Origin of the sequence: Paenisporosarcina sp. HGH0030, from assembly GCF_000411295.1 — a bacterium.
Lineage (GTDB): Bacteria > Bacillota > Bacilli > Bacillales_A > Planococcaceae > Paenisporosarcina.
The window spans coordinates 475,326-497,218 of record NZ_KE150421.1 but is presented as its reverse complement, the minus strand read 5'-3'; the positions used below and the strand labels follow the sequence as shown (position 1 = coordinate 497,218).

Here is a 21,893-nt window from a genome sequence, read left to right as displayed (position 1 = left end):
TTATTATATAGCTTTCTATATCATAAATTTCGGGAGTTTTAGGAACTTACTTCAACTAACCTGCTGCGTTAGTTCAATAAGAAAAAAGGCTTCACTCCTTAATGAAGTAAAGCACCCGTTAGTTGAAGTAAGCATTATTGTTTTAAAACTTTTTTTATCTCTGGAGTTGCTTTGAGTACGCCAAAGACTTTCAGAGATTTAATGGTTTTAATCGCTAATTCTTCGTCTATGTCGTCTGCAAAAACCAGCATTCCAACTACTTTAATATCTAATATTTTATTTTGCTCCAAGACTTTTTCTAGCGATTCTCTATTGTAATGGCTAACTCCAATTACATATGACTTGTCAGTAATGATATTATCAACAACATTGGCATGAATCGATAATTGATTACGGATAGATGTTTTAATAAAGTCAGTACGATTAGAATAAAACCCCTGTTCAACTAATAAATCAACCTTTCCCAAATCCACAACATTCATGTTTATTGTTATCTTTTCAGTTTCAGCCATCTGATTACCATCCTCTCACCATCTAATTTTATATATATGTTATTATACAACTAAAAATAACCATCTGTAAAACATCTACACAGATGTTTTACAGATGGTAAAATATAACTTTTTTAATACACTTATTGAACTAACCTGCCCCGTTAGTTCAATAAGAACAAATGCTTCACTCCTTATTGAAGTAAAGCACCCGTTAGTTGAATATATTTTCTTCTAATCATCTGATTCCCCGAACAATTTTAGCCCAACTGCCCCAACTGTAAGTGTAGCCGCAATTACGGTTACCACAAATATAAGGTCATCAGCTGAATCAGTACTGTAATTTACAATATATAGCCATGCCAACTCAAAAAATAATACTAAAACCCATAAATAATAAAATCCTTTTATTTTATCCTTATTCACATTTTCTCCCCCTTATTATGTATTACTACTGTTGAGAATACCTGCACATATCTAATAATTGCTTGGTTTGCAAATTTAAAAATTTTATTTTCTTATTCAACTAACCTGCCTCGTTAGTTTAAGTACATTTTTTCACAATCTTTATAGTGATATTAACATAAATATCCAGCAAAAAAATCACCTCAATTCTAAGAAAAGATCGAGGTGAGATAATTTTAATCAAACTTTTTTATATTAGAAATTATCGAACTTTGTTTTAAATGATCAAACTTTATTTCAAAGCTACAGCTTCGTCCCTATATTTATTTACACATTTTTTACATATACAATTCTTCCTTATACTCTCTGTAGGAACTAACTCAAAGATTCCAATAGGAAATACGCCTTCTGTATCACACCAGCAGTTACCGTGTTCTACTCTTCCTGTCATACATTCGTTTTCCTCTCCACATATAGGACAATATTTATTAGCCAATTATAACCCCTCCTCATTCTTTCACAATATGAATCAAATTCGACATAAAAGAGAGATGAATTCTCACCTTTTTGTTCAACTAACCTGCCCCGTTAGTTCAATAAGAAAATGGCTGACAATCAGCCCGATGATCTTTAACTAAAGCACCTGTTAGTTGAAGAACTCCAACCACCACGGATAATCAAACTGACCATCTGAAATCTGATAGAAGTGTCCAAATATACCCAAATGAGTAATTCCAGATTCGTGAGCTACAATTGGAGTGTAGGTTGAAAACATAAAGAAGTTGACTCTTTCAATTTGAATATGAATACTTTCAGGTATTTCTTCCCAACCAATAAACTGAAGGTATGCCTGTTTTGTTGGGTTTGTCGCCATAGATAAAATAAAAATAAGAACAAGTAATGCACTAGTTAAATGCCTCTTTTTTATCTTTTTCGTTATCATCAAGTCCCCCTCGGAAAAAATATTTATTCTTATTGAACTAACCAGCCCCGTTAGTTAAAGAAGTTGAGATAAAATAGCAGGTTAATTTGTCGACTTATTATGTACCCCTTTATTTCCAAACTTCCTAATATAGAAAAAAGTACAAGTAAGAACTGCACCCATAATCATCCCGATTACTGTTAAGTTTATTCCTGTCCCCGTGTTAGTACCATCTGCACGAAAAGATGCATTAGCATATAACGAGACGCAAACGATAATGAAACCAATCCATTCAAAAATCTTAGTTCTCATCACTCAAACCCCCCCGTTATTAATAAATTATAACATAATTTACCAATTAGAAACCGACCCCCTTATTGAGGGTTATAAATCAATTGAAGTCCAAAAATATCAGGCAATATGAAGATTAAAAATAGCCCTGTAAACGAGAAGGTTATAAATCTTTTTCTATCTAAACCAACTCTTAATTCCCAAAGTCCCAGACAAACTAAATACAAACCTAACAGTGTACTAATCATTGGTAAGATTAAGATATTAATATCCATTCAATTTCCCCCTTGATATAAAGCACTCCTTAAAACCCCTTCCCCTTTTGTTCAAAAATTCACATATATTAACTTATTCAACAGCATTCCAAAAAAGCCTTCTTATTGAACTAACCTGCTCCGTTAGTTTAAGTACATTTTTTCACAATCTTTATAGTGAAATTAACATAAATATCCAACAAAAAAATCACCTCAATTCTAAGAAACGATAGAGGTGAGATAATTTTAATCAAACTTTATTAATAAATGATCAAACTTATTTAGAAATTATCGGACTTTGTTTTAAATTGTCAAACTTTATTTCAAAGCTACTGCCGCAATGGAAATCAACATTTACTTGCATAGGCTCTTTTTCAATAGTATACATTTATATTCACTCATTTCTTTGTTTGTCTACAGTCTGAAATGACTGCCGATTAAAGGCAGTCATTTTTGAATCCATAGCAAGATTTTCTTTGGGTTAATTATTTTCATGAAGTTCTCATCGATTAGTCAAGTTCATTAACGAGTGTTTACAACTGTTCCTCTTATCTTGATTTATTGTTCCATCTGAAAAGCCCACCCTTTTCTACTATTTTATTACAAGTGGTAAGGGAAACGTTAAAAGTAGCTATTTTTACGTTTCTTTTCACAAAAAAAATTAATATGTACTATATACATATTGGTCTTTCGGATCTGTTGTTTTTTTCAACCTTTTACAGTTAACACAGGGATTGTTGATATAAAAGGCTGATAATAGACGACGAAAGCGTTCCTTTAACATGTATCCATCCGTAATCTTCAATTTTCATATCCTCAAGAAATTCACCTAACATCCCGAAAACACCTAAATCTGCTACACAATGTATGATACCGAATCTAAGAACAAACAGTTGCCTAAAGCGGACACTATCTTCTTAAAGCGAATAACAAGCATGCTTTACTTCGCAGTGGCATCTTCTATAATCCAATCCACAGCACTTATTAAGTCCGGGAAAACAGCATCTGCAAGTGGATCACTCTTACCCAAGAATACTCCCTTTGTCCCTGCCTTTTTCCCTGCAATAATATCTGTATCGGTGTCTCCCACCATGTAGGATTGAAATAAATCAATATCATACTTTTTACTGAGATCTATAATTAACTTGCTATTTGGCTTGCGACAGGCGCAGCCCGATTTTGGTTTATGAGGACAATAAGCCACGTCATGAATAACTGCCCCTTCCTTCTTTAATTCAGAAATCATATGGTCATGTATTTTATTGAGCTCAGTTTCTTTCATGAATCCCAATCCAACACCGCCTTGATTAGTTACTACAAATATGAAATCAAAGAAAGGATTCAATTTTTTAATGGCTTCTGGAACACCAGGTAAGAAGTATAGCTCATGTGGCTTATTTACAAATTTAACTCTATCCGTTAGCACTTCATTAATAACTCCGTCACGATCCAAAAATATAGCCTTCTTCATTAAAATCACACCTTTACATGTATTAAACCTCGTTCAATAAAGACAGGCTTATGCGTATTTGAGGTATATCTTCAAAATTACGACCAACACTTTTTTGATGAACTGCTTTTTCAATCTTCTATTTTATTACCTTCCATTAATTTTGCGAATTGTTTCATTTCTGGATTCAGTTTAGGAATGAAATTGCTATTAAGTTTGAAATATACATTGTCTATAGAAAAACCGAGAATATACTGTCTTTGCAGTTTTTCCTCGGTTTGCTCTCTTTAAACATTTACAATTTTCAATGAAAATATCCATGCACTTTATGTATTACATCTATTATATATATCGCGAGACTTGTTCCTGACTTTTATTGCTACTCATAACTACAATCACAGCCAGTAAAGCTACCGCAACAATTGTTACGATTACTGCAAACTTCATATTGGAATTCTTTAAGTTCAACACTGCTATATACTTTAATTAGAAAACTACACTGTTCATTAACCCTAAATACATGGAAATCATACATAAAATGCTCATACTAAAGGCTATAAGAGGCGAGAACTTTTTCATCGTCGCAACCCAAGCAAAGGATAAGAAACAGATGGATAGTCCAAAAAAGAGAATCCCTAACATGTTTAAATCCATGGAAGCATCGATGGGTAAAGAAATAGATTCGGAGTAAACTGTACTAAATAATCTCGCCATTCCATTACTGGCAGCTTCTGAGTCAATGTCATGTGGTGCTTCTTGTTGTGCAAGGACAGCTGTCGCCGAGAAAATTAATAGTAGAGTAAAACTCTCCGCTTTAACCCAATTACGTGGATTAATAGTTGAGTCCTTTTGAATTTTTCGCTTCATCCAAATTCCGTTGATAATTGCAAAAAAGATTATGGGAATAAGTATTAAGTGCTTAATAAGCAAAGATTGTCCATATGGGAGAATCCAAGTATCTGCATAATTGTTCAAATCAATAACTAAAGTCATCAGAAAGTACCCTGACGCAGCTACTACCAATAAGCAGCTTATGGCTACGGGCGTAAACCATTTTAAAAATGTTAACCAGTTTGCAGAATTCACCGAAAACCAGCTGACTACTATCAATATGCCGACCCAAATTGTTACCGCTAGGAAATGGATGCAATGCGCTACAAATCCACTCCACTCGTTCAGAGAGGCTGAATGACTCGCCCATCCCAACGCTAAGAGAAGAACAAAGGTGAAGGACAATGAAATGACCGTGTGAATTTTTTTAGTGAAAATCGAGAAGATGGAAACATACAGATAAAATGCAATTGATACAAACAGCGTAAATGACCATGCTTGCCCGACTTCAAAGGTAGAAATTACATTTTGTATGGTTACCCATAACCCAATGTCCTCGTAAAGAAAGAGTACGAGTCGTATTACCGGAAAGAGGGAAAAGATCACAATTCCTAAAATAGAAATCTGAATCCATCGTTTTCGAATGGTTATTTCCGGTTTTCTACTACCGGGTATAAGTGACAAGATGAGTGAACCCGTTATCAGTGAAAAACACAAATATAATAGCGTCTCAGATAAATAAATCAAAATCATTTACTTTCTTCCTTTCTCAACAACCAAAAAGTTGTGCAAATTGCTATCAATACCAATAACAAAGCCGCGCTAATCATTATGTTATTTGAGTCTTTCGCCTCTTTAACTACTTTTTGATCATTAACGTCACTAGGGGGAGAAATAATCTCTTCAGGGCTCTGTTGATTGGGAACTTCAGAATCTGTTTCCTTCGGGAGCTCCACTCTAAATGAGAAGGTATTTTCAATTGGGTGCCCATCTGCCCCGATTATTTTCCAGTTAACAGTGAACTCTCCTTCTTCTAAAGGTTCCGAAAACCTACCGATCATTTCATTCTGTTTTATTAAGAGTTCTTCAATATGTACCTCTCCCCCATCTTCATTGATTACTTTAAGAATACTTGTATTCTCAACTGTTGTGTTAAACAGTAAGGTTATGCTTGATAATTCTTCTTTTACGACCTCTCCATTTGCAGGGGTAGAACTTGAAAGTCCAGAATGTCCCAAAGCAGAAGGACTAAATATAAAAAGAAATAATAATGTTAAGATGATAAATTTTTTCAACTCTAATTCCTCCTAATGTCTCTTTCCATGATTGTAACAAGAAAAAATTCATATTCAAACAAACATTTGAATATCATTATTGACAATTTACTGTCCCTTGCATACACTAGCAGTAACAATCAAACAGATATTTGAATGAGGTGGGTATAATGACTAAATTAGTGAAAACAAGTCCAAAAGATATATGTGAAACGACTTGTTTTGATACAGACGTAATAAAGCGAGTTAAACCTAGAATTGAAGAAATCAACAATGTCGAGTTAATATTTAAAGCACTTTCTGATGCAACAAGATTAAAAATCACGTATGCATTGACTATTGAAAAAGAACTGTGTGTTTGCGACGTGGCAAATATTATTGGAACTTCGACAGCTACTGCCTCTCATCATTTACGCTATTTACGTGATATGGGATTAGCTAAATATCGAAAAGAAGGAAAACTCGTTTTTTATTCAGTTGTCGACAATCACGTCCTACAGTTGGTTCGTATTGCACTTGATCATTCGAAAGAAGGTTGGAACAAATGAGTGAAGACAAAAATGTATACAGATTGCAGGGACTATCTTGTACAAATTGTGCTGCTAAGTTTGAAAAGAACATACGGGATATCGAAACGGTCAACGATGTACAGTTAAACTTTGGTGCCTCAAAACTGACTGTTCTCGGGAATGCTTCGATAGAAGAATTAGAAAAAGCAGGTGCATTTGATGGTATTAAAGTAGTTCCGGCAAACCAGAAAGTACAAGAGAAAAGAGAGTCGTTCTGGAAAAAAAGAGAGAATCAAAGGACGTTTATTTCTGCGTTACTCCTTCTTCTGGGATACATATCTTCAGTAATATATGATGAAGAGAGTAATCAAACCATCTTTATTTTCGGATTATCAATCTTAATTGGTGGCTACAATCTCATTAAAGTAGGTTTGGTCAATTTAACAAAACTTCAATTTGATATGAAAACATTGATGACCATTGCCGTGATTGGTGCTGCTATTATCGGTGAATGGGGAGAAGGAGCTGTCGTCGTCTTTCTCTTTGCGATAAGTGAGGCATTGGAAAGCTATTCGATGGATAAAGCACGACAATCTATTCGCACTCTAATGGATATTGCACCAAATACTGCGATTATCAAACGCGGAAAGAACGAGTTCGACGTGGCGGTTGAAGACATTCAAATTGGCGATGTCATGATTCTGAAGCCGGGTCAAAAAATTGCCATGGATGGAGAGGTCATTCTTGGCCAATCATCCATTAATCAAGCATCAATTACGGGAGAATCTGTTCCGGTTCACAAAATGATCGGAGACGAAGTATATGCAGGAACGTTGAATGAAGAAGGTTCATTAGAGGTTCGTGTAACAAAACGTGTAGAAGATACTACAATTGCCAAGATTATTCATTTGGTCGAAGAAGCTCAGGCTGAAAAAGCGCCCTCTCAACAATTTGTTGATATGTTTGCTAAATATTACACACCAGCCATTATGTTAATTTCATTATTAGTTGCTGTGTTCCCTCCCCTATTCCTCGGTGGAGATTGGAGTGAGTGGATTTATCGTGGCTTGGCAGTCTTGGTGGTTGGATGCCCGTGTGCTTTAGTAGTATCAACTCCAGTAGCCATTGTAACTGCCATTGGAAACGCCGCAAGAAATGGTGTGTTAATTAAAGGCGGTATCCATTTAGAAGAAGCCGGTCGCTTGAAGGTTGTTGCATTCGATAAAACTGGAACTCTGACAAAAGGAACACCTGAAGTAACGTCCGTTGTTTCCCTATCAGAAATGAACATTTCGGAAATTCTGCAGCTTTCAGCATCCATCGAAAAGTTTTCTCAACACCCACTTGCATCAGCCATCTTGAAAGAAGCTGAAAAACAAAAAATCGAATTGGTACCGGTTGTGGATTTCCAATCGATCACAGGAAAAGGTGCCAAAGCGACGATTGATGACCAGGTTATCTATATTGGAAGTCCAAATTTATTTAGAGAAACTCACTCTATATTAAGCACAATTGAAGCCCAAGTTAAAGCTCTTCAAATGGATGGGAAGACGGTCATGTTACTGGGCACTGAATATGAAATCAAAGGACTCATTGCAGTAGCTGATCAAGTGAGAGAAAACAGCCTAAATGTCATCAAAAAGCTTCACAAATTGGGTATTCAAAAGACTATTATGTTAACGGGCGATAATCAGGCAACAGGCAGTGCTATCGGTAAGCAACTGGAATTAACTGATGTCAGAGCTGAATTGATGCCACAAGACAAATTAAGTGTGATTAAATCACTCAGAGAAGAGCATGGTAAAGTTGCTATGGTTGGAGATGGAGTAAATGACGCTCCTGCTTTAGCAAGTGCAACTGTTGGAATCGCAATGGGAGGTGCTGGAACCGATACGGCGCTCGAAACAGCTGATATCGCTTTAATGGCCGATGATTTAGAGAAACTCCCATATACCATTGCATTAAGCAGAAAAACGTTGAACATCATCTACCAAAATGTTGCATTTGCCTTTGGGTTAAAAGTATTGGCCCTCGTGTTAATTATTCCGGGTTGGTTAACGTTATGGATGGCAATTTTTGCAGATATGGGTGCAACGTTAATTGTAGTACTCAATTCATTAAGACTGATCCGAACAAAATATTAAAATATTTGAGAAGAAAAAAGAGCCATTACCAATACCTTTTTACTCAGGGTTACTGATAATGGCTCTATTACATTATTATGCAATAAATATTTTTTCTTTAATTTAGAGTGGCTCACTTCACGTATAAACTATTAAACGTGTCACTTTTTTTCACGGTTAAATTGGTGAAAAGTAATAAGATTACATGTAAAGTAAGATCGACTTAACCAAAAGCGATAAAATCACAGCCAACAGAATTCTTTCTGAGGGCTTTTCTTGTTTACTGGGTGAAATATGAAATGGTAATTAGACTTTTAGTGAAAAGTGTGTTCTTACGTAACTAATTTATCTAACATTTTTTGTTGTCGTTTAATCACAAATTTAGACAATGTGATACTGCTTTCATATAACAGGAGTAAAGGAATAATCACAAGAATATCTGACAAGAAATCTGGTGGTGTAATCAATACGGAAGTAACAATCAACACAAAATAAGCATACTTTCTTATTTTTTGTAAAACATTCGGATTAATTATTCCTAAACTTGTTAAAAACATTATCACGACTGGCAATTCAAATAGAAACCCAAAAGGTAAAGTCATATTCAACAAAAACCGGAAATATTTTTCTGTTGTGAAAAAAGTAGTAAACATGTCATTGGACAATGACATTAAAAAACTCATCACTAGAGGAAATAAAATAAAGTACCCAAAACTGATTCCTATTATAAATAGAATAAATAGTGCCGGTACATACGCAAGTGACACTTTACGCTCCTTCTCTGTCAAACCTGGACTAATATATCGCCAAACTTGATGTGCAGCAACAGGCATAGTAGCAGCTAACGCGACAACACTTGAAATCATTAAATAAACCATCAATATATCGCTTGGACCCAATAAAGCTAGCTTAAATGGCAAGTCTTTGACCAGCAAGTGATAAATATCCTGAACGTAAATGAAGGCCAGCACAAAAAACAGTAGAAAAATTCCTAGAGTAATCATAATTGCCTTGCGTAATTCTTCTAAATGTTGAACAACATTCATGCTTTGACCTTTCATCTACAATCCTCCTTAAACGTACTTCATTATCTAATATTTACTCTTTATTTACTTGTTCTTTGGGAGTCGCGCTTTTTTCTTCTGATAAAAGATCCTTAGTTGAATTCTTGAACTCTCTTAATGTGGAACCGAAAGCTTTTCCGATTTCAGGCAATTTAGATGGTCCGAAAATGATAAGAGCAATAACCAATACCAAAATCAATCCTGGAATTCCTATATTTTGCATCATGATTTCCTCCTATTAATTGTTATGTTTTGAATAGCTGTATCTAAGCAAGGTAAAGGTTACTCAAAGATAATCATTCACTTCAATATTCTTTCCGAGCATTTTTAAGCCATGATTTATTTTCGCAATGGTTGAAAATCTAGGTAAGTAGTTTTGGTTGTTACATAATTTTTTAATGGTTGCATAACCGATGTTTGATGCTTTTTCTAACGAATAAATATTTATATCTTCTTGTTTATCGAGCCAAGCACCAAAATTACTCCTGTTATTATTAAGGTCCTTTTGCAACGTCTTCACCTCAGAAAAATTTAATATTTAACGAAAAAGGCTGTAAGATACATGATTAGCAGACCGATTGTGAAACCACTGAAGTTTAACCAAGAAACAGTAGGTTCCAAATGTTTCTTATGATCGTTAATTAACATTTTAGTGATGACATAAATTACTTGTAAGATGGCACCTGCACCAATCCCTAAGAACAATGCGCCGAGAATCGGTGAGAAAATGAAGCCACCAACCCAGGTACCAATAATTGCTGGAGCACCTGCTATTACGCCTAATAATACAAAGTCTCTTATTCTAGGTTTAATCTTCAACAAGGGAGCTGCTATTCCTATACCTTCAGTAATGTTATGAAGAGTAAAGCCAATGACTAAGAATGTGCCTAGTGCAGCTTCGCCAAGAGAGAACGAAGTACCGATAGCCAGCCCTTCCCCAAAGTTATGGAGCCCGATTCCGACAGCCATTAATAAAGCGATATTAAAAGGAGAAGAAACTTTCAATGCTTGTTTTTTCTGTGAATACTGGTCAAATCCAATTAATAATAAGAAAGTAAGAACTGCACCTAGCATTACCACCATAGTACCTTGCAAGACTGCAGGCGCTTCAGCACCCATTTCAAAGCCATCAGCCAATGTACCAATAAATAAGAATAGAAGTAACCCAACGGTAAGAGCAAGAATAGCGTTAATCCATTTTCGTGAGAAACGTTTCATGAATGGATACCACAATAAACCTAATGTAATGGGTACGATACCAACATAAAACCCTATAAACCCGTAATTAAGAAAATTGCTCCAGCTTCTTTCAGGAGTGAGTGTCGCAGCTGCAATTTCACCTTCTGTAATAATTCCATTTTCAGTAATTATCTTAATTACATGTGGATCGCCTTGCACCCAAGGGTAATTAATCGTAATTTCCCCTTCTTCAAATCGTTTTAATGATTCTGATGGAGAGACACCAAAATTCCATATCGAATCATTCACTATTACTTGAGATATCGTTAGGGGCTCTGGCCCAGTATTACTGATTGATATTTCAAACCCACTGTATGTTGTGTTAATTCGTTCAATATTTAGTACTTCGATTGGGGCGGCAGGGTCTTTTTCAATACCAGCACCATTGATCATCACCCAAGCAACTACTGCCACAAGTAACAATAGGGGTACTAATCCTGATATAATCCATTTAACTTTCATCTATTAACCCTCCTTTACTCTACTTCGAAAAATCCCATCCAGCCTAACTCAGCGAACTCACTTACATGAGCATGAAACATATATTTCCCTTTATACGGAAAACGCACTTCCAGAATCCCTCGCTCACCCTGACATTGCATAATTGTATCTGTAAACTGTGAAGGGTTATCATTTCGACCTGTTGGATAATACGTAAAGTAATTAGCATGCAAGTGGAAAGAATTTAATAAGTCGAATTCAGTTAAATTACTTAAGTATATTCGGACAAGTTGATCTTTCTTGATTTTAATCGGATGGTTCATAAATGCATTCGCATATCCATTCACCGTATAAAATTCGTTTTCGCCGTCTAAATCCAAATCAAATCCATTCATGACCATGTTCAATTCTAACGCCGGTTCTCTTGGCTTTTTTGGATCGATAATAAAATTACCATATAACCCTTTATGAATATGTCGAGCTAAAGGCATGACATGGCAATGGTAAATTTGTAATCCATATGGTTTTGCTTCAAATTCATACGTGAATGTCTGTCCGGGATATATAGACTCCAATCCATCCATTTCTGGTGGGTGAATTCCATGAAAATGAATCGAGTGAGGATGACTGCCTTTATTAATAAAGTTGAAACGTAAAAGATCACCCTCTGTACAACGAAACGTCGGTCCAGGAATCGTTCCGTTATACGTCCAACCAGGAAATTTAATCCCTTTTGCAATTTCTATTTCTTTATCAATAGCTTCAACTTCATAAACACGTAACGTTTGCCCATTTGGTAGCACACTCACTGTGCCATAATCAAACGTTGTAAGTGCTTTTTCAGCCATCTTATAGCCTTCGCTTTTTGAAACATCCGTCATTGTATTACTGTGATTCATGTTGCCGTGCTTATTACCACTGTGTGTAGCTGCTTTAATGACGGGATTTAATCCAGTCATTGTACTTAACAAATAACTGCCTGCTACCCCAATGACCCCGGCAGATCCCAACTTTAAGATGTCGCGTCTAGAAACGTTGTTTTCTTCGCTCATTGTTTGACCCTCCTCAAAAAAGTTTCCCTTAGGAAAGTTTATTGTTATTACACATACTTTATTCCTGAAGTAATCTTTTTGTCAATGACTATTTTTTTTTATTAAATAAAAAAATGTTTTATGATTGCAAGGTTGTTATTTTGTTATATTCTTGAGCAGAAGAAAAAGCACCCAACTTAATTAAGAGTGAAACTTGTCCTATTTTTTAACCTCCAATAATTTGGATTGTTAGTTTGAAGATACTGTTTTCAATTCAGTCGGATTTATTGGATGCCAAACCCACGAAAACTCTTAGTCCAAAAGGGAATTACCGAATTACTGTTTGTTTGAGTTTTTTCAACCATTTCCCTTCCTGCTACATCATCAATTCAAGATACTTTTCAACAAATAGGTCACGTTATTCTCATAATAAATTCACCAATTTCTTGTAAAACCGAGTCCTATAAAAATGAAAAAGCACTGCAATTTGAATTGCAGTGCTTTTTGTTGTTATTTGATTAACGTTTTAATATGTTATTTCTTCTTTTGTACATCAAAACAGAACAGGGTACCCTTTTTGGGGGACCTTTTTTTTGTCTATTTAAGACATATTTTTCGCGTAGAAGATTTCATCCATTTCTTTTTTCAGTTTCTTCGTAATCTCAATCTTTTCTTCTTCAGATAACTCATCTTCCTTGTACCCGAATAAGTAATTGTTAAGGTCAAATTTCTTCAGTTTACATTTTGTATGGAAAATGTTTTCCTGATAGACATTCACATCGATCATTTGGAAAACGTCCTGAACACTTTTAGGAATGAAATTTTGAATGGAATTGATGTCATGGTCTATGAAAAGTTTATGACCTTTCACGTCTCTCGTAAAGCCACGCACGCGGTAATCCATGACCATTACGTCTGTTTCAAAAGAGTGAATCAAATAGTTCAGAGCTTTTAGAGGAGAAATCTCTCCACATGTTGAAATATCGATATCTGCACGGAATGTACTGATTCCTTCGTCAGGATGGTACTCAGGATATGTGTGAACCGTTATATGACTTTTGTCCAAATGACCTACTACTGTATCAGGAAACGGCCCAGGAGATTGCTTGAATGATTCCAATGGTGATTCATCGACCGGTCCTTCAGAAACAAGAATCGTCACACTCGCACCTTGAGGCTCATAATCTTGTTGCGCAATATTTAAAATGGTTGCCTCAATCATATCTGACACGTTGGTCAAGATGTTCGTAAGACGCTCTGCATTATATTGTTCGTCAATATAGTTGATATAAGCCTCGCGCTCTTCCTTAGTTCTTGTGTAGCATATATCGTACATGTTAAAACTTAATGTTTTGGTTAGATTGTTAAAACCATGTAATTTAATTCTTTCATTTGGCGTTAAACTCATATTATGTAATCCCCTTCTCAACTAAATTTTAGACAAATTTTGCACAGTAATTAAAAATTTTTTTGTGAAAAAAGCCATATTTTTTACATGCTATATTTTTCCCGAATTTATTATTGTGAAACATACAGTCAATTATATCACTTTTTACAAAATGGCAAATTCAATCATTTTATATTCTTTAAGTCACGGCATAATAGTATAGAAAACGTGAAAAACTTTCCCATTTACTCAAGTGTAAGTTTTTTAATAAGGCACAACATATGAACTAAGAGGTGATTGTATGGTGAAACTTATTCATATGTTAGTGATATTCTGTTTTTTATTTCCTACTATATCGAATGCGGCACCAACTGATTCTACAGTTAAAGTCGCCTACATTAAGGACGGCTATTTGTGGATAAACGATAAAGGTTTAGACAAAAAAGTGACAGATCAAAAATCAAATTATCCTTATCCCCCACAGTGGTCTTTTGATGGTAAAATGCTTCTTTATCAAAAAGAAGTAAGGGCTACCATTAATGAAAGTCAAGGTACTGAAAATGAATTGTGGGTATATGATTTACAAACCAAAAAGCACCGTAAAATTTTTTATGATGGACACGATCCAAAATGGTCGCCAACTGAAAGTATTGTGGCTTTTCAAAGTGACGGTGTTTTAAACATATCTGACTTAACCAGTTTTTATAATATCGCTCTAGGAGTCGACGATTATGAATGGCAGCCGAATGGAAAGGGCTTTATCGCATCATCAAGTGCTTCCTTGAGGCCAGATGGATGGACACATCCAATCCTCTATACCATTTCATTAAAGGGTGGTTATCAAAACATCAGCGACTTAACAAAACACGTGAAAAAATTTTTAGTTATTCCAAAAGAACTTAAGAAAAATGATGTAAAAATCCCTTCAATCAATGCCCAATCGTTTGCTTATTCACCAAATAACAAATGGATATCTTTTATTGTGTCACCAACTGCTTCCTTTTCTATGGACAGTGATATGCTTTGTGTAATTTCTGCAGAAGGGAAAGAATTCACCGTACTCGATGAGGTAATCCTCGAGTTCCAGCCGAAGTGGTCATTTAAGGACAGTTTACTCGGTTATATCGCAGGCGGAGGACGAATCGTATTTGGTTTCAAAGATAAAGATTTAAAAGTAACTGAACTCCCTGCATACCATACTTTGACCCTTACTCCCAAAAACTATGCAGACATGGGATTTACATGGGTCAACGACCGTTCTCTTATCGTATCCAGAGTAAAAGAAACTGACTGGTCAAATGACCCTAAAAAACGACCCAAACCAACATTATATTTTGTAACTCTAGACAGTCAGAAACAAATCCAAATAACAATTCCTTCTAAAGATCAAGGAGATTATAACCCACAATTCCTGCCCTCGATAAACAAAATCACTTGGGTAAGACAAATCGATATCGCTTCTACCAAAGGGGATTTGTGGGTAGCCGAACTGAATGGGGAAAATGCACAAATATGGATACAAGATATCGGACCGTACTCCTTTTATCCTTCAAAATGATGGTTAGCTTAACAAAGTGAAAGCCAACTCTGGAAACATAAAAAAAACCATCCATGCGGATGGTTTTTTTAATTATTTTATTAATATAGATTTCTTTAATTGATCCAATCTTGCTACTTCTTCTTCCATTACATGAAGTCGTCTATGAATGCGATAAAAAATAGGTACGATTAATAACCACCACATAAATTCACTTCCTTCCTATAAATCTAAAGGTATCAATCCATCCCGCCACCAGTATAGTTGTTGTTATCACCCATCCGGTAATTCGAATCATCGCCTGGCTTTGCATGTGGGTGTGTTAATCGAAGTGGATAATTATTAATTTTCTTTCTTTTCCAGTCAATGTAAACGCCCATGCCGAAAAGCAAACCTAATATAACTCCAAAAAACCAACCTAATGTAATCCCTTCCCTTCATTTTTGGAAAAATAAATACAAAACCATACTGCGTCTATTTTCAACCGCTGTGATGCAGTACGGATTTAAAATACATTTAAGTTTGCAGGATTGTTGATTAGTAATGAAGAATACTATAAAAGATAATTACAAATATTAGGATGTTCTTCATGGATGCTTTTACGCTAATAGGGTTATTCATTGCCTTTGCCAGTCATCTATTTATTACCCAATTTTACTTTTAAAAAAACTAAATATAAAAAGCAAATGGAGAGGAATGATTTCTCAAGATAAAAATCGTTATATACTTGCTTTCGAGTTTGTCATTTATTTTTTTTTATTGCAAGTATGTTGAGCTTGGCTGAGAGGACTTACAATCAAACAAATTTAGGATTAATTTTGACTACTCCCATGTTTGCTTTGTTTTTTTTACTGGGGATAACTCGCGGATTTGAAGAATGGCTTTTACATGTAAAGAAAGAGCTTACTATTACGAGTGGTTAGGTTCAATTTTGATTTTAGTAACATTTTTAATTATCTTCATTGGACAACAAGCATAATCTAAGACCTACTATGTGTATTTTATATAAAACACAGTAAGAAAAGAACAGTAATCAAATTTTTTATGCTGAATGAATTGACATGAATCAGAAAAAACAAACACTGGAGCAAGACCCCAGTGTATGTAAAATCCAAGTTTAAACCTTAGTTTCAAGCCTCATCACATAAAACCCGCTCCATGCAAAAACGATTGATGCCAGATAAAAGATACTGCCAATCGTCAGAAAATCGACTAAATAGCCTGTTCCAATCACAGCAAAGGCAGCTCCTATAGATGTCCAAACATGATAACGACCGATTTCCTTCCCAGCCGTTTCTTTTTGAACGGTGCGTGCCAGAATCGTTTTTTCAGAGTTTTTTTGGACTGCGCCAAGTAAACCCATGATTATTTGAAGTACGTAGATATGCCAGATTTCAAAAGCCAATGGGAACACCAGCAAAATCAATGCCATCCCCCATGAATAAACCATTAAAAGAATTTTGTCTCCTGCTTTGTCAGCGAATTTCCCGATTATAGGATAACTTAGCGCAGCAGTTAATGCGAAAAGCCCATAAGCCCATCCGAACTGAACGTAGCTGTTCCCCACATTTTTTAGCAGCAATATATAAAATGGAAAAATCATGCTTGCTGCCATTCCAACTGTACCTTGATAAAGTATAAATTTTCTTGCATTCATTTGTGATACTCCTCATAGAAAAGATTCATGAAGCGCTCTTCTGGATCGTATTTTTCTTTCATCTCGAAGAATTCATTCATTCTCGGATATGCTTTTTCTAGCTGTTTCCTGGTCGGATAGTGATAATAAGGCAAATAATAGCTCCCATCATGATCCAGCGTTACATCAATCATTTTTCTGATGATTTGACCTGTGGATTCTATACTCTCTTCACTCTTGCCTTGATTAATAAGAATCACGAGTGCAAACATGTCATCTTTTGTGTAAGACATGACAGATTCTTCGTTTTGACCCACGTAGCGCACTGTGATGTTCAATAAGTTTAACTCTTTTTCATCTTCCAGCAATTTTCGCAAATCATCGATATACGAAGAATACTGATCAATCGGAACAAAATATTCCTGTAGCACTTCTGTGTTTGCAGCACTATCATAATCCATAAAAGTTGTCTCAGACCTCATGACATTATTTCTGGACATATATGAATGCTCCAACCGGTCATTATATCCTTCTTGGATATTCCAGAATGTATTTTTACCCCAGCCACTCAGACGTGAAAGACCAAGGAAAAATTTAGGGATGGCAATGATACTTTCCCGTTTCAACGAAGTGTAATCTTCTAAATTTGATTGTTCAGAAGCAGTAGAAAAATCAGTTACATACATATCCGTTAAAAAGCTATCTGGTGCTACTGAGATTCTGGCAAGATGCATTTTTACATCATCATTTTGCAAAACATTTTTTGTGAAATACGATGTGTATTCATCGTAAGAAATTGATTCTGTATGTACTTGATAAAGTTCGTCTTCTGTCAATTCCAAGGTCACATCTAAGATAACTCCGAAAAGCCCGTAGCCACCGATTACTAGTTTAAACAACTCTGCATTTTCATTCCGACTCACATTGATTATTTGTCCTTCAGCATTAAGTAAACGAAATGATTCTATCGTTTCAATCAGCGTATGATGGCGGATATCACGGCCATGAACATTCACGCTCATTGAACCCCCAACAGTGAAAATGTTTTGCGATTGACTGACTTTTAAAGCTAGACCGTACGGATTTATGTAAGATTGAATATCAGCCCATGTGACGCCACTTTGTACTGTAATGAGCTTATTTTTTTCATCCAGGTTGAGAATTTTATTATATTGCTTCATGTCGAGCATTATCCCCCCTGGATAAAGGGTTTGACCACCTTGACTGTGTTGCATACCTGCTATCGAAATCTTCTCGTCCTTCAGATCCGCCTTACGAACAATACTTTGGATTTCATCTTCACTATCGGTTGATTTCACGGATTTCATTTTGACAGGTAACAGACGTCCTCTGTCTTCTTGTGTCAGATTGGCTTGTTGAGACTGATACATGGTAAAGGAAGAAGCCAATACTACCGCATATATTACGATTGCTAAATATCGAATTTTGATCATTCTTAACCTCCAAAGGTCTATAAAAAGAAATAGGCTGCCTAAGCAACCATGATAGTGAACTATACATTTATCTCTATTTTCCTCTTCCTGACAACATATTGAAAGCTATTTCTTCCCCATCAATTGAAAAATTCCAACCAACTTGGATAATCATACTGCCCATTCAAAATTTGAAAGAATTTCCCCATGAATCCTAAGTGAACTATTCCATGTTCATAAGGCAATGCTTGCACCGAATAAGTGGAAAACAGATAAAAGTTTATTCTTTCTAATTCTATATCTTCTGGAATCTTAATACCGTCGTTTCTTCACTGAATTCTTGGTATTCTTGATTACTTGGATTGGATATGAAAGAAATGACTAGTAGAGACAATACAAGTAGAAAGGCTATGCGTTTCATTCTTGTCATTCACTATCACTCCCATCTCAACCTTTCAATCTCATGGCATAAATGCGTTTGACGAATTCTGCCTTATGATTCGTGTATTCCAGAATGCCACTATTGCTCTCTTTTACATATTCCAATTTGAGTTGTTCATATTCTTTTCTAGTTGCTTCGTGTGAGTTTAAATAATCTCTGAAGAAAATTAAGTTATTCCATAGTTCTTTCTTATATTCAACCAAATGGATAATATGCGTTTTCATATCATATGTGTCATCTGTAAATTTCGCAAAAACCACTTCTGATGGTCGTTCCACACCTAATCTTAAAAAGCCTGCTTTTTTAAGACCTTCTGAAAATGATTTATCGATTTGTTTTATTTCATCAAGACCAACGACAATATCCACTATTGGTTTTTCCATTAGCCCTCTAATGGATGTACTGCCGATGTGTTCAATCCTGCTACTTTCAAGCTTGGTGTGATTTTGTATTTCATGTTTTGTCTTAAGAAATTCCGTATCCCATTCATTTGAATGAGGTGCTAATATGATCTCATCTTTTTTCAATCCCAGTTTCAAATCCATACTCCCCCTCTTTTCTCATGATTACCAATGTGTTATGGAGCTAGGGTTCTATCCGTTGTATTTAATAAATATTCTTTCAGAATCTGAGTCTGTTCCTGCTCCAAATTTCCAAAACCTTCACTTTCGTTCTCACTGATAATCGTCGCCGTCTCATCGGCATTGAACCAAATGCTGTAGTAATCCAAACGTTCTGGTAGATTCTTATCAGTTTTCCGAAACAATGTTACTTTGACGACTTCCTCACGAGACATAGATGGCATTGTATTCGGGTCCCACTTAATTTCTTTGAACGCTTGATCGATATCAGCCAAACTTTGTTCATCAATAATCATCCAGGTTCCTTCAGTATTTTCCTCAGAGTTGACGATATCATAATAGACTCTGGTTAATGTAGGCGAACCTTCATTACTACAGCCAACAACACTAAACAAAATGAATGACAAAACGAAAAATCCTATTAGACTCTTCTTGATAATCATCTCTCCTTTAATTGCATTTATTGTACATAACGGATTTCCAAGAAACAGGTTCCAAAAAGTGAGGTGCGGTTATGAAGAACATTTTGACAATAGAAATATTACTACAATGACCACAGGCACCATCATGATTGTTGACCAACAACCTCCTTTAGATAGAGCCCCTAAATCACCAACCATGGATCGGTTAACAGCGTCTGCAAAATCAATCATGGGTCTACGATGTGGTCCCTTGTTCGATTTACTCTCATTTTCCAACTCATGATTCCCCCATACAGAAAATTTTGTTTATTCTAAATATAACAAAACAAGTAGATGGTATCACAGTTTTTTTGAATTTTATGGGAATTTATGAGCCGATACGATTATGTTTTAGCTCATTTGATTTTTCATATATAATAAAATTATTGAAGTACCAGAGGAGAATGAAGAATGAATTCTACTAAAAGTGTCATTGAAAAATTAGGCATACATAAATATTCCACCAAATTAATCTTAAATAAGCCAGAAACAGTCCATGATTTTGAAGATTTACACTATGATACGACCACAAAGGATACTCGCTACCAGTTCGTATTTATCTTCACTTTCACACTGAAAGATTTCACACAACAACTGAACACAATCATTGACAAGAATCTGATAGAAGACAATGGCTATCTATATTTTGCATATCCCAAAAAGAAGAATCCGACCTATAAAGAATTTATTGAACGTGATCGATTGTATGAAGATTTATCAGTTGATGAAGATGGTTATGTTCGAAACAGTCAACTGAAATTTTCGCGCATGGTCAGTCTGAATGAAAACTTTACAATTGTGGGATTGAAATCGTTGCCTAAGAAACCTAAAAAAACAGACAGCCTAAAAAATAGCCAATGTGTCGATGACTATATTGGATATGTCGAACATATCAAAGAATATTTAAGTCGCAATGAAGATTCTCTGGAAGCTTATAATAAATTGACTTTCGGCTATCAAAAAGATTGGGCACGATATGTGTATAGCGCGAAGAAAATTGAAACCCAAGAAAAACGCTTACTTGAAATGGAAACCATTCTAGGGGAAGGCTACAAGTCCATGGATTTGTATCGAAGAAAGAAAAAGTAAATGGTCTTGCAAAAGAAAAATAAGCGTAACTGAATTCCTTCATTCAGATACGCTTATTTATTTTTGATTCTTTTCAATTCATCTTGCTTCCATTCATATTCCGCAAAATCTTCCGCCACAGTAATGGAAGGAAATACGGATAATCCTTGTTTTCGCAAATCTTCTGCTTGGCTGGGTAAAAATCTGGCGCTGATATGTTGAACGATGAGATGTTTGGCTCCACTTACTTTCGCAACTTGTGCTGCCTGTGTAATTGTTGAATGGCCATAAGGTTTCGCAAGTTCCTCTGTACCTGCATCAAATGTCGCTTCATGAATAACGATATCAACGTCCCTGCTTAATTCAATTGACGCCTGGCAATAACGCGTATCTCCGAGAATACTTATAGAGAATCCATTTACCGGTCCAGCTGTTACATCCTGACTTAACACAGTTTGACCATTTTCTAAAACTACATCCTGCCCTTTTTTTAGTTTTGCCAACAAAGGTCCTTTCGGTACTCCTAGTTGAATGGCCTTTTCAATCAGTAATTGTGGTGGTAAAGGTTTTTGAATGACTCGATAGCCAAAACAAGGAATAACATGTTGCAACAATTTAGCCTCAACAGTAAATTGCTCATCTTCGAAAATTACGCCTTCTTCTATCTCAACAAAGTTCACTTTATATTGTAAAACGGTTCGCGATATACGAAGAGTCGTAGTAATCCACTCTTCAATACCGATAGGTCCATAAATGGTCAAAGGTTCTTTCCCGTCCATAAAAGAACGAGAACCCAGTAAGCCAGGCAAACCGAAAATATGGTCCCCATGCAAATGGGTAATAAATATTTTTTCAAGCTTTCTGGGCTTTAAGGTCGTATGCAGCATTTGGTGCTGCGTCGCTTCACCACAATCAAACAACCAAAAAGTGCCTCTTTCCTGCAGCAGTTTCAATACGAGTGCGCTTGTATTTCGTTGTTTGGAAGGCATGCCTGCGCCTGTGCCTAAAAATTGCAATTCCATA

The 21,893-nt window shown here is 35.6% G+C and carries 27 protein-coding genes and 1 pseudogene; 4 read left to right on the top strand and 24 right to left on the bottom strand.

The window, feature by feature from the left end:
* Positions 1-134: 134 nt before the first annotated feature.
* The 10 genes and pseudogenes from HMPREF1210_RS02515 to HMPREF1210_RS17230 form a co-directional block, all read right to left on the bottom strand.
* Entirely contained in the window at positions 135-512 is a 378-nt protein-coding gene (locus HMPREF1210_RS02515) for a hypothetical protein (RefSeq protein ID WP_016427028.1), read from the bottom strand.
* Positions 513-725: 213 nt separating this feature from the next.
* Entirely contained in the window at positions 726-917 is a 192-nt protein-coding gene (locus HMPREF1210_RS02510; protein WP_016427027.1) for a hypothetical protein, read from the bottom strand.
* 271 nt (positions 918-1,188) lie between these two features.
* Positions 1,189-1,392 carry a cysteine-rich CWC family protein gene (locus tag HMPREF1210_RS02505; protein WP_016427026.1) on the bottom strand — a complete coding sequence of 68 codons (204 nt, stop codon included), beginning with the start codon at positions 1,390-1,392 and terminating at the stop codon, positions 1,189-1,191.
* A gap of 150 nt (positions 1,393-1,542) precedes the next feature.
* Positions 1,543-1,839 (bottom strand): hypothetical protein, encoded by a 297-nt coding sequence (locus HMPREF1210_RS02500; protein WP_016427025.1) that lies wholly within the window; start codon positions 1,837-1,839, stop codon positions 1,543-1,545.
* An 81-nt stretch (positions 1,840-1,920) separates the two neighbouring features.
* Entirely contained in the window at positions 1,921-2,130 is a 210-nt protein-coding gene (locus HMPREF1210_RS02495; RefSeq protein WP_016427024.1) for a hypothetical protein, read from the bottom strand.
* 62 nt (positions 2,131-2,192) lie between these two features.
* Positions 2,193-2,384: a hypothetical protein gene (locus HMPREF1210_RS02490; RefSeq protein ID WP_016427023.1), complete on the bottom strand. Its 192-nt coding sequence runs from the start codon at positions 2,382-2,384 to the stop codon at positions 2,193-2,195.
* Positions 2,385-3,024: 640 nt separating this feature from the next.
* Positions 3,025-3,262 (bottom strand): annotated as a pseudogene (locus HMPREF1210_RS18295) (TIGR03943 family protein); the annotation flags it as partial.
* A gap of 41 nt (positions 3,263-3,303) precedes the next feature.
* A complete protein-coding gene (locus HMPREF1210_RS02485) occupies positions 3,304-3,834 on the bottom strand; it encodes an HAD-IIIA family hydrolase (protein WP_036659322.1) in 531 nt (176 codons plus the stop codon).
* Between the two features lie 465 nt (positions 3,835-4,299).
* Positions 4,300-5,397 (bottom strand): copper resistance D family protein, encoded by a 1,098-nt coding sequence (locus HMPREF1210_RS02480; protein ID WP_016427021.1) that lies wholly within the window; start codon positions 5,395-5,397, stop codon positions 4,300-4,302.
* Complete coding sequence (locus tag HMPREF1210_RS17230; protein ID WP_016427020.1) at positions 5,394-5,939, bottom strand: copper resistance CopC family protein; 546 nt, start codon at positions 5,937-5,939, stop codon at positions 5,394-5,396. Before HMPREF1210_RS17230 ends, HMPREF1210_RS02480 begins: the two co-directional genes overlap by 4 nt.
* A 149-nt stretch (positions 5,940-6,088) precedes the next feature.
* Here HMPREF1210_RS17230 and HMPREF1210_RS02470 point away from each other — a divergent pair, with 149 nt between their 5' ends.
* A complete protein-coding gene (locus tag HMPREF1210_RS02470) occupies positions 6,089-6,466 on the top strand; it encodes a metalloregulator ArsR/SmtB family transcription factor (RefSeq protein WP_016427019.1) in 378 nt (125 codons plus the stop codon).
* Positions 6,463-8,571 (top strand): heavy metal translocating P-type ATPase, encoded by a 2,109-nt coding sequence (locus tag HMPREF1210_RS02465; RefSeq protein ID WP_016427018.1) that lies wholly within the window; start codon positions 6,463-6,465, stop codon positions 8,569-8,571. Before HMPREF1210_RS02470 ends, HMPREF1210_RS02465 begins: the two co-directional genes overlap by 4 nt.
* A 311-nt stretch (positions 8,572-8,882) precedes the next feature.
* Here HMPREF1210_RS02465 and tatC read toward each other — a convergent pair whose 3' ends face one another.
* From tatC to speD, 6 genes are all read right to left on the bottom strand, one after another.
* On the bottom strand, positions 8,883-9,611 hold the full coding sequence (tatC, locus tag HMPREF1210_RS02460) for a twin-arginine translocase subunit TatC (protein WP_016427017.1): 729 nt from the start codon (positions 9,609-9,611) through the stop codon (positions 8,883-8,885).
* Between the two features lie 37 nt (positions 9,612-9,648).
* Complete coding sequence (locus HMPREF1210_RS02455; RefSeq protein ID WP_016427016.1) at positions 9,649-9,840, bottom strand: twin-arginine translocase TatA/TatE family subunit; 192 nt, start codon at positions 9,838-9,840, stop codon at positions 9,649-9,651.
* Between the two features lie 60 nt (positions 9,841-9,900).
* Positions 9,901-10,134: a helix-turn-helix domain-containing protein gene (locus HMPREF1210_RS02450; RefSeq protein ID WP_369757702.1), complete on the bottom strand. Its 234-nt coding sequence runs from the start codon at positions 10,132-10,134 to the stop codon at positions 9,901-9,903.
* Between the two features lie 11 nt (positions 10,135-10,145).
* Positions 10,146-11,315, bottom strand: coding sequence for a ZIP family metal transporter (locus HMPREF1210_RS02445; protein WP_016427014.1), 1,170 nt, complete (start codon positions 11,313-11,315; stop codon positions 10,146-10,148).
* Between the two features lie 14 nt (positions 11,316-11,329).
* Positions 11,330-12,346, bottom strand: a complete 1,017-nt coding sequence (locus HMPREF1210_RS02440) for a multicopper oxidase domain-containing protein (RefSeq protein WP_016427013.1) — start codon at positions 12,344-12,346, stop codon at positions 11,330-11,332.
* A 580-nt stretch (positions 12,347-12,926) separates the two neighbouring features.
* Positions 12,927-13,733, bottom strand: coding sequence for an adenosylmethionine decarboxylase (gene speD / locus HMPREF1210_RS02435; RefSeq protein WP_016427012.1), 807 nt, complete (start codon positions 13,731-13,733; stop codon positions 12,927-12,929).
* Positions 13,734-14,013: 280 nt separating this feature from the next.
* Between speD and HMPREF1210_RS02430 the strand changes: the two genes are divergently transcribed.
* Positions 14,014-15,270, top strand: a complete 1,257-nt coding sequence (locus tag HMPREF1210_RS02430) for a hypothetical protein (protein ID WP_016427011.1) — start codon at positions 14,014-14,016, stop codon at positions 15,268-15,270.
* Between the two features lie 218 nt (positions 15,271-15,488).
* Here HMPREF1210_RS02430 and HMPREF1210_RS17915 read toward each other — a convergent pair whose 3' ends face one another.
* From HMPREF1210_RS17915 to HMPREF1210_RS02405, 7 genes are all read right to left on the bottom strand, one after another.
* Entirely contained in the window at positions 15,489-15,641 is a 153-nt protein-coding gene (locus HMPREF1210_RS17915; protein ID WP_155974198.1) for a hypothetical protein, read from the bottom strand.
* Positions 15,642-16,366: 725 nt separating this feature from the next.
* Entirely contained in the window at positions 16,367-16,906 is a 540-nt protein-coding gene (locus HMPREF1210_RS02425) for an MFS transporter (RefSeq protein WP_016427009.1), read from the bottom strand.
* The gene (locus HMPREF1210_RS02420) at positions 16,903-18,339 is read right to left on the bottom strand and encodes an FAD-binding oxidoreductase (RefSeq protein ID WP_016427008.1); all 1,437 of its coding nucleotides are present in this window, start codon (positions 18,337-18,339) and stop codon (positions 16,903-16,905) included. The genes HMPREF1210_RS02425 and HMPREF1210_RS02420 overlap by 4 nt, the downstream gene beginning before the upstream one ends.
* A 274-nt stretch (positions 18,340-18,613) precedes the next feature.
* Positions 18,614-18,748, bottom strand: a complete 135-nt coding sequence (locus tag HMPREF1210_RS18470) for a hypothetical protein (protein ID WP_016427007.1) — start codon at positions 18,746-18,748, stop codon at positions 18,614-18,616.
* A gap of 17 nt (positions 18,749-18,765) precedes the next feature.
* Positions 18,766-19,299, bottom strand: coding sequence for a GrpB family protein (locus HMPREF1210_RS02415; protein WP_036659650.1), 534 nt, complete (start codon positions 19,297-19,299; stop codon positions 18,766-18,768).
* 38 nt (positions 19,300-19,337) lie between these two features.
* Entirely contained in the window at positions 19,338-19,748 is a 411-nt protein-coding gene (locus HMPREF1210_RS02410) for a hypothetical protein (protein ID WP_016427005.1), read from the bottom strand.
* A 105-nt stretch (positions 19,749-19,853) separates the two neighbouring features.
* Positions 19,854-20,039, bottom strand: a complete 186-nt coding sequence (locus HMPREF1210_RS02405; protein WP_016427004.1) for a hypothetical protein — start codon at positions 20,037-20,039, stop codon at positions 19,854-19,856.
* Positions 20,040-20,213: 174 nt separating this feature from the next.
* Here HMPREF1210_RS02405 and HMPREF1210_RS02400 point away from each other — a divergent pair, with 174 nt between their 5' ends.
* Complete coding sequence (locus tag HMPREF1210_RS02400) at positions 20,214-20,891, top strand: YdeI/OmpD-associated family protein (protein WP_016427003.1); 678 nt, start codon at positions 20,214-20,216, stop codon at positions 20,889-20,891.
* 53 nt (positions 20,892-20,944) lie between these two features.
* Here the strand turns inward: HMPREF1210_RS02400 and rnz are convergent, their stop codons facing one another.
* On the bottom strand, positions 20,945-21,892 hold the full coding sequence (rnz, locus tag HMPREF1210_RS02395; RefSeq protein ID WP_016427002.1) for a ribonuclease Z: 948 nt from the start codon (positions 21,890-21,892) through the stop codon (positions 20,945-20,947).
* Position 21,893: the final 1 nt, after the last annotated feature.